The sequence below is a fragment of the Candidatus Electronema sp. TJ genome (assembly GCF_048287355.1).
Taxonomy (GTDB): domain Bacteria; phylum Desulfobacterota; class Desulfobulbia; order Desulfobulbales; family Desulfobulbaceae; genus Electronema.
In genome coordinates this window covers 1-5,182 of record NZ_JBLWEP010000155.1, presented here as the reverse complement: position 1 = coordinate 5,182, position 5,182 = coordinate 1, and the positions used below count along the sequence as shown (strand labels likewise).

Below are 5,182 nucleotides of genomic sequence, written 5' to 3'. Positions count from 1 at the left end.
TCCCCTCCATTCAGCTTGGAATCAGCCGCTGTTTTGGGTATGATGAGAACCGCTTCAGTCTCCCCAAAATCCACACCTGAAGAACGACCATGACCAAGATCATCGCTCTCGCAGGCAAAGGCGGAACCGGCAAGACCACCACAGCCGCCCTGCTGCTCAAATATCTCACCTCCCGCAAGATGACTCCGGCTCTGGCTGTGGATGCAGATGCCAACGCCAACCTGAACGAGCTGCTCAACTTGGATGTCCGCACCACGCTGGGCAGAATCCGTAAAGAGCTGAAGGGCGACATTCCGCCAGGCATGAGCCGCGACCAGTACATGGAGATGAAGCTCCATCAGTCGCTGATTGAGGAGGAAGGCTTTGACCTGATGGTCATGGGCCAGCCGGACGGCCCTGGCTGCTACTGCGCGGCCAATCAGTATTTGGCCATGAGCATGGACCGGCTGGCGGACAACTACAAATACATCATCGTGGACAACGAGGCGGGCATGGAGCATCTCAGCCGCCTCAATCTGCGCCGGATTGATTATCTGCTCATCGTCTCTGATCCTTCGGCGCGGGGCATCCTTACCGCCCGCCGCATCGCCGACCTCACCGGCCCGCTGCAATTGGACATTCAGCAGCAGTATCTGCTCGTCAACCGCGTTCCAGACCCTGTTCCAGCAGCCTTGCAGGAGAAAATAGAGGCGGCAGTGGCCGAAAGCGGCCTGCTGCTCGCAGGCCTCATCCCGGCCAGCGACGAGCTGGTGCGGCAGGAACTCAGCGGCGCGTCCTATTTGGATCTGCCGGAAGATTCCGGCGCGGTGCAGCAGGCGTTCCTGATTTTCGACCTCATTTTCGGCAACTGAGTCATGAGCGGCGAAGAAAAGCGGCTGACCATGATTGATCTGGCGCGGGTCAGCAAAACCTTTCCGCCGGACGTGCACGCGCTGGCTGATGTCTCGCTGCGCATCCGCCGGGGCGAGATGATCTTCCTCACCGGCCAGAGCGGAGCAGGAAAAACCACTCTGCTGCGGATGCTTTGCGGCATTGACAGGCCGGATAAGGGCTACATCGAAATCGCCGGCCATGACCTCGGCCGCATTTCAGACAGCGAGCTGCAGAATCTGCGCCGCCGCATCGGCGTGGCGTATCAGGATTTCAAGCTCCTGCCGGACAAGACTGTGGCCCAAAATGTCGCCTATTCCATGGAGGTGTCCTACCGGAGCAGGCAGTTCATCAGCAGCCGGACCATGCAGCTGCTGAATGAGCTAGGGCTTGCCGACAAGCTCGACGCGCTGGCAGGCAAACTCTCGCGCGGCGAGCAGCAGCGGGTTTCTATCGCCAGAGCGGTGGCCAATGAACCGGAACTGATTCTCGCTGACGAGCCGACCGGCAACCTCGACACCGAAACCGCTGGGTTGGTGATGCAGCTTTTCCGCCGCTGCAACGAGGAGGGCGTGACCCTGCTCATCGCCACCCACGATCAAGCCATTTACGATTATCCCGGCAGCAAGATCGTCCGCATTGAAAACGGACGGCTGGCGATTCAGAAGCCGCCGGTCATGAGCAAACACGGGGAGGGCAGGGCATGAATTTTCTGGTCGCGGTCTTCAGTCAGACCTGGCGCAGCCTTGTCAAGAGCTGGCGCAGCCAAGTGCTGTCGCTGCTGACCATCACCCTTTCGATCCTCATCTTCACATTCTTCTATTTGGTTTACAACAACGCCCTTCAGTTCGGCAGCCGCTTGGACAACGATCTCCGTCTGATTGTCTATCTTGAGGACGAGCCGGATCAAACCTTGCAGCAGGAATACCGGCACAAGATCGAAAAATTCGACAAAGTGGATCGGATTGAATTTGTCTCCAAACTGGAGGCCTACGACCGCTTCAAGGGCCAGCTTGATGACAGCCAGGACGTGCTGAAGGATATTCCCAAAGATTTTCTGCCGCCCTCGATTGAGATTTATCCCCGCCGGAACTTGGAAAGTCTGGGCAAGGTCAAGGAATTCTCCGCGTATCTGGAAGAACTGCCCGGCGTGCTGAAAGTGCAGTACGGCAGAGAATGGGTGGAGCGTTTCAACTCCTTTGTGCAGCTTCTGCAAGTGGTGGTCTTTTTGTCCGGCGGCCTGCTGATCATGACCACCACCTTCATGATCGGCCATTCCATCCGCCTGACCGTTTTTTCCCGCAAGAACGAGCTGGAGCTGCTCCGTCTTGTCGGCGCGTCGAACAGCTACATCCGGGTGCCGTTCTTCCTTGAAGGCGCGTTGCTCGGATTGTTTGGCTCCATCGCCGGTCTGAGTGCCTTGTATCTGCTCTTCCGCTGGATACGGGCCGTCTTTGCTGAAACAGCGGCGCAGGGCATGTTCTCCTTCAGTTTTTTCGACGCGCCCACAGCCGGGATGATCATCATTCTGGCTGTCCTGCTCTGTGCGGGCGGCAGCTTTGTCTCCATCCGCAAGATACTCAGCGTATGATGCGCACAGGAAAAACGCTGGCCGCCGTCCTCCTCCTCGCCGTCCTTGCCGCGTCGCCGCCTGTCGTGGCGCAGGACGCAGGCCAAGTGCGGATCAAGATCGGCAAGCTGCGCGAGGAAATGGCCATCGAGGAGGAGAAGCTCCAGAAAAGCACCGAGGAGGAGCAGGCGGTTTTAGACGAGCTGGACAAGCTCGGCAGCCGCATGGATGAGCAGCAGGGCAAGATCAACCTGCTTCAGAAGCAGCTTGAGGAGCAGCGGCAGAATCTGGCCAAAACCCAGGAGACGCTCAAGCAGACGACGCAGGCGCGGGACAAGGCTCTGCGGCACATGCTCGACCGGCTGCGGGCTTTTTACACGATGGGCAGGCTGGGCGCGCTGAACGTCACCTTCTCCAGCAGGACTCTGCCGGAGCTGATGCTGATGCAGGACTCCTTCCGCAGCATGGCTGGCTATGACCGCACGGTGATTGAGCACTATCAGGCCAGCCTGAACGCCCTGAAGCAGGCGCAGACCGCGCACGAGCTGGAGGAGTCGCTGCTGGAGGAGCTGGTGCGGCAGGCTGAGGAGCAGCGGCAGGCCTTGAACGGGCTGCGTGCCGAGCGCGAGGAAGTGCTGACCAAGATCAAAGCCGAGCGGGGTCTGATCCAGCTGGCGATGCAGGAAATGCGTCAAGCTGAGGCCAAGCTCATCCGCTCGCTCTCCCAGCCGCAGCCGGACGTGGATCCGTATGACGGGCCGGGCCTGCTGCCGGACAAAGGCAAACTGCCCTTCCCGGCAAAGGGCAAGCTGACGCAGCGTTTCGGCGAGACTCTTAAGGACGGTTTCCGCAAAGGCGAGAAAGTCAGCGGCATTCATATTGCCGTGGAGCTGGACACCGAAGTGCGGGCCGTGCAGAAAGGCCGCGTGATCGCCGCAGGCTACCGCAACGGCTACGGCAACGCGGTGATTATTGACCACGGCCAGAACTGGCTGACCCTCACCTCGCGCCTTGACGCGGTCTTTGTCCGCGAGGGCGAGGACGTGGCCCAGAATCAGAAAATCGGCAGCAGCGGCGACCTCGCCACCCTCTACGCGCCAGGGCTGTATTTTGAAATCCGGCAGAACGGCGCGGCGCAGGATCCCCTCCAATGGCTGAAGGCGGACTGAGTTGCGCGGACCGCGTTTTTTTTTGTTCTTCCAGCCGTCCCTTTTGCAGTATAAGAGAGGAAGAACTCTGCCTACTATCACCTATCCTGGAACGCCATGAGACATCCGCTGCTGTGCTGCTGCTTTGCCGCCATTTTTTCCCTTCTTGCCGCCGCCGCTCCGCTCACGGCGCAGGAGCAGAGCAAGCCGCCCGAAGCGGAGCTGTACAAGAATTTGGAGCTGTTCGCAAATATTCTTGACCTCCTGCGCCAGCATTACGTTGACGAAACCAGCACCGACAGCCTGCTGCTTGGCGCGGTCAACGGGATGCTTGGTTCCCTGGATCCCCACTCGTCCTATCTTTCGCCCAAGGAACTCAAAGAACTGCAAGAAGATGCCAGCGGCAGCTTCAGCGGCGTGGGCCTTGAGGTGACGATGCGCGGCGGGATGCTGACTGTGGTCGCGCCCATCGCCGGAACTCCGGCTGACCTGCAAGGGATCAAGCCGGGCGATCAGATCGTCAAAATCAACGGCGAATCCATTGAAGACATGGGCCTCAGGGAGGCGACCGGCCTGATGCGCGGCAAGGCAGGCGAGAAAGTGACGCTGACGGTCAGCCGCGACGGGCAGAACATGGATTTCAGGCTGCTGCGCACCCTCATTCCCCAGCATTCTGTCCGCGCCGCCGAACTTGCGCCGGGTTTTCACCATCTGCGGATCAGCAACTTTCAAGACAACACTGCCGCCGACTTCAAAAAAACGTTGAGTGACGCAGCGAAAAAACAGCCGGTCAAAGGGCTGATTCTTGACTTGCGCAACAATCCGGGCGGCCTGCTGGATCAGGCGGTCAAGGTCGCGGACATGTTCATCAGCCACGGCCTGATCGTCTCCACCAAAGGCCGGGACAGCGCACACGACATGCTCTTTGAAGCCCATCCGGCCACAGAAAAATACGCGTTCCCAACAGTGATTCTGGTCAACGAAGGCACAGCCAGTGCCTCCGAGATTGTCGCGGGCGCACTGCAAGATCATAAACGCGCCCTCATTCTTGGCACCAAGACCTTCGGCAAAGGCTCGGTGCAGACGGTGGTGCCGCTGCCGGACGGCTCCGGCCTGCGCCTGACCACCGCCCGCTATTACACGCCCAGCGGCGTTTCCATTCAGGAGACAGGGATACTCCCTGACCTTGTCATTCCTTTTGAGGAGCCGGACGAGGCGAGCAACGCGCCCGGCGGAATGCTGCCTGTGCGGGAGAAAGATCTGAACCGTCATCTGGCCAACCAGACCGGCCCGGCTAAGGAGAAAAAGGCCAAGCGCAGCAAGGCCCTGCAAGAGCTTGAGCGGCTGCTAGCCGAGGACAATCAGCTCAGAGCCGCCCTGTTCATTGTGCAGCAGCTGCCGCTGCCAGCGTCGGCGCAGCCCTGAGCTTCCGCTCATCGCCGTCCATCAAGACCGGATGTCGCTCTTCTTCAGCCCGGCATCACGCCTATAATCCGCAAACAACTAAAGGGCGGAGCCTTTCGGCCCCGCCCTGTCATGCCTTTTCCCGAAGAAGGAGCTTATTGCTTCTTAGGGCAGGTAGCTCTGCCATGAC

General features: G+C 59.7%; 5 protein-coding genes. All 5 read left to right on the top strand.

Annotated features, from left to right (window positions below; genetic code table 11):
- The first annotated feature begins 89 nt into the window (after window positions 1-89).
- The 5 genes from ACNKID_RS10240 (at window position 90) to ACNKID_RS10220 (ending at window position 5,013) form a co-directional block, all read left to right on the top strand.
- The gene (locus ACNKID_RS10240) at window positions 90-851 is read left to right on the top strand and encodes an AAA family ATPase (RefSeq protein WP_417913333.1); all 762 of its coding nucleotides are present in this window, start codon (window positions 90-92) and stop codon (window positions 849-851) included.
- 3 nt (window positions 852-854) lie between these two features.
- Window positions 855-1,577 (top strand): cell division ATP-binding protein FtsE, encoded by a 723-nt coding sequence (gene ftsE / locus ACNKID_RS10235; RefSeq protein ID WP_417913332.1) that lies wholly within the window; start codon window positions 855-857, stop codon window positions 1,575-1,577.
- Window positions 1,574-2,461 carry a cell division protein FtsX gene (locus ACNKID_RS10230; protein WP_417913331.1) on the top strand — a complete coding sequence of 296 codons (888 nt, stop codon included), beginning with the start codon at window positions 1,574-1,576 and terminating at the stop codon, window positions 2,459-2,461. Before ftsE ends, ACNKID_RS10230 begins: the two co-directional genes overlap by 4 nt.
- A complete protein-coding gene (locus ACNKID_RS10225; RefSeq protein WP_417913330.1) occupies window positions 2,458-3,609 on the top strand; it encodes a murein hydrolase activator EnvC family protein in 1,152 nt (383 codons plus the stop codon). The genes ACNKID_RS10230 and ACNKID_RS10225 overlap by 4 nt, the downstream gene beginning before the upstream one ends.
- Window positions 3,610-3,705: 96 nt before the next feature.
- Window positions 3,706-5,013, top strand: coding sequence for a S41 family peptidase (locus ACNKID_RS10220; RefSeq protein ID WP_417913329.1), 1,308 nt, complete (start codon window positions 3,706-3,708; stop codon window positions 5,011-5,013).
- Window positions 5,014-5,182: the final 169 nt, after the last annotated feature.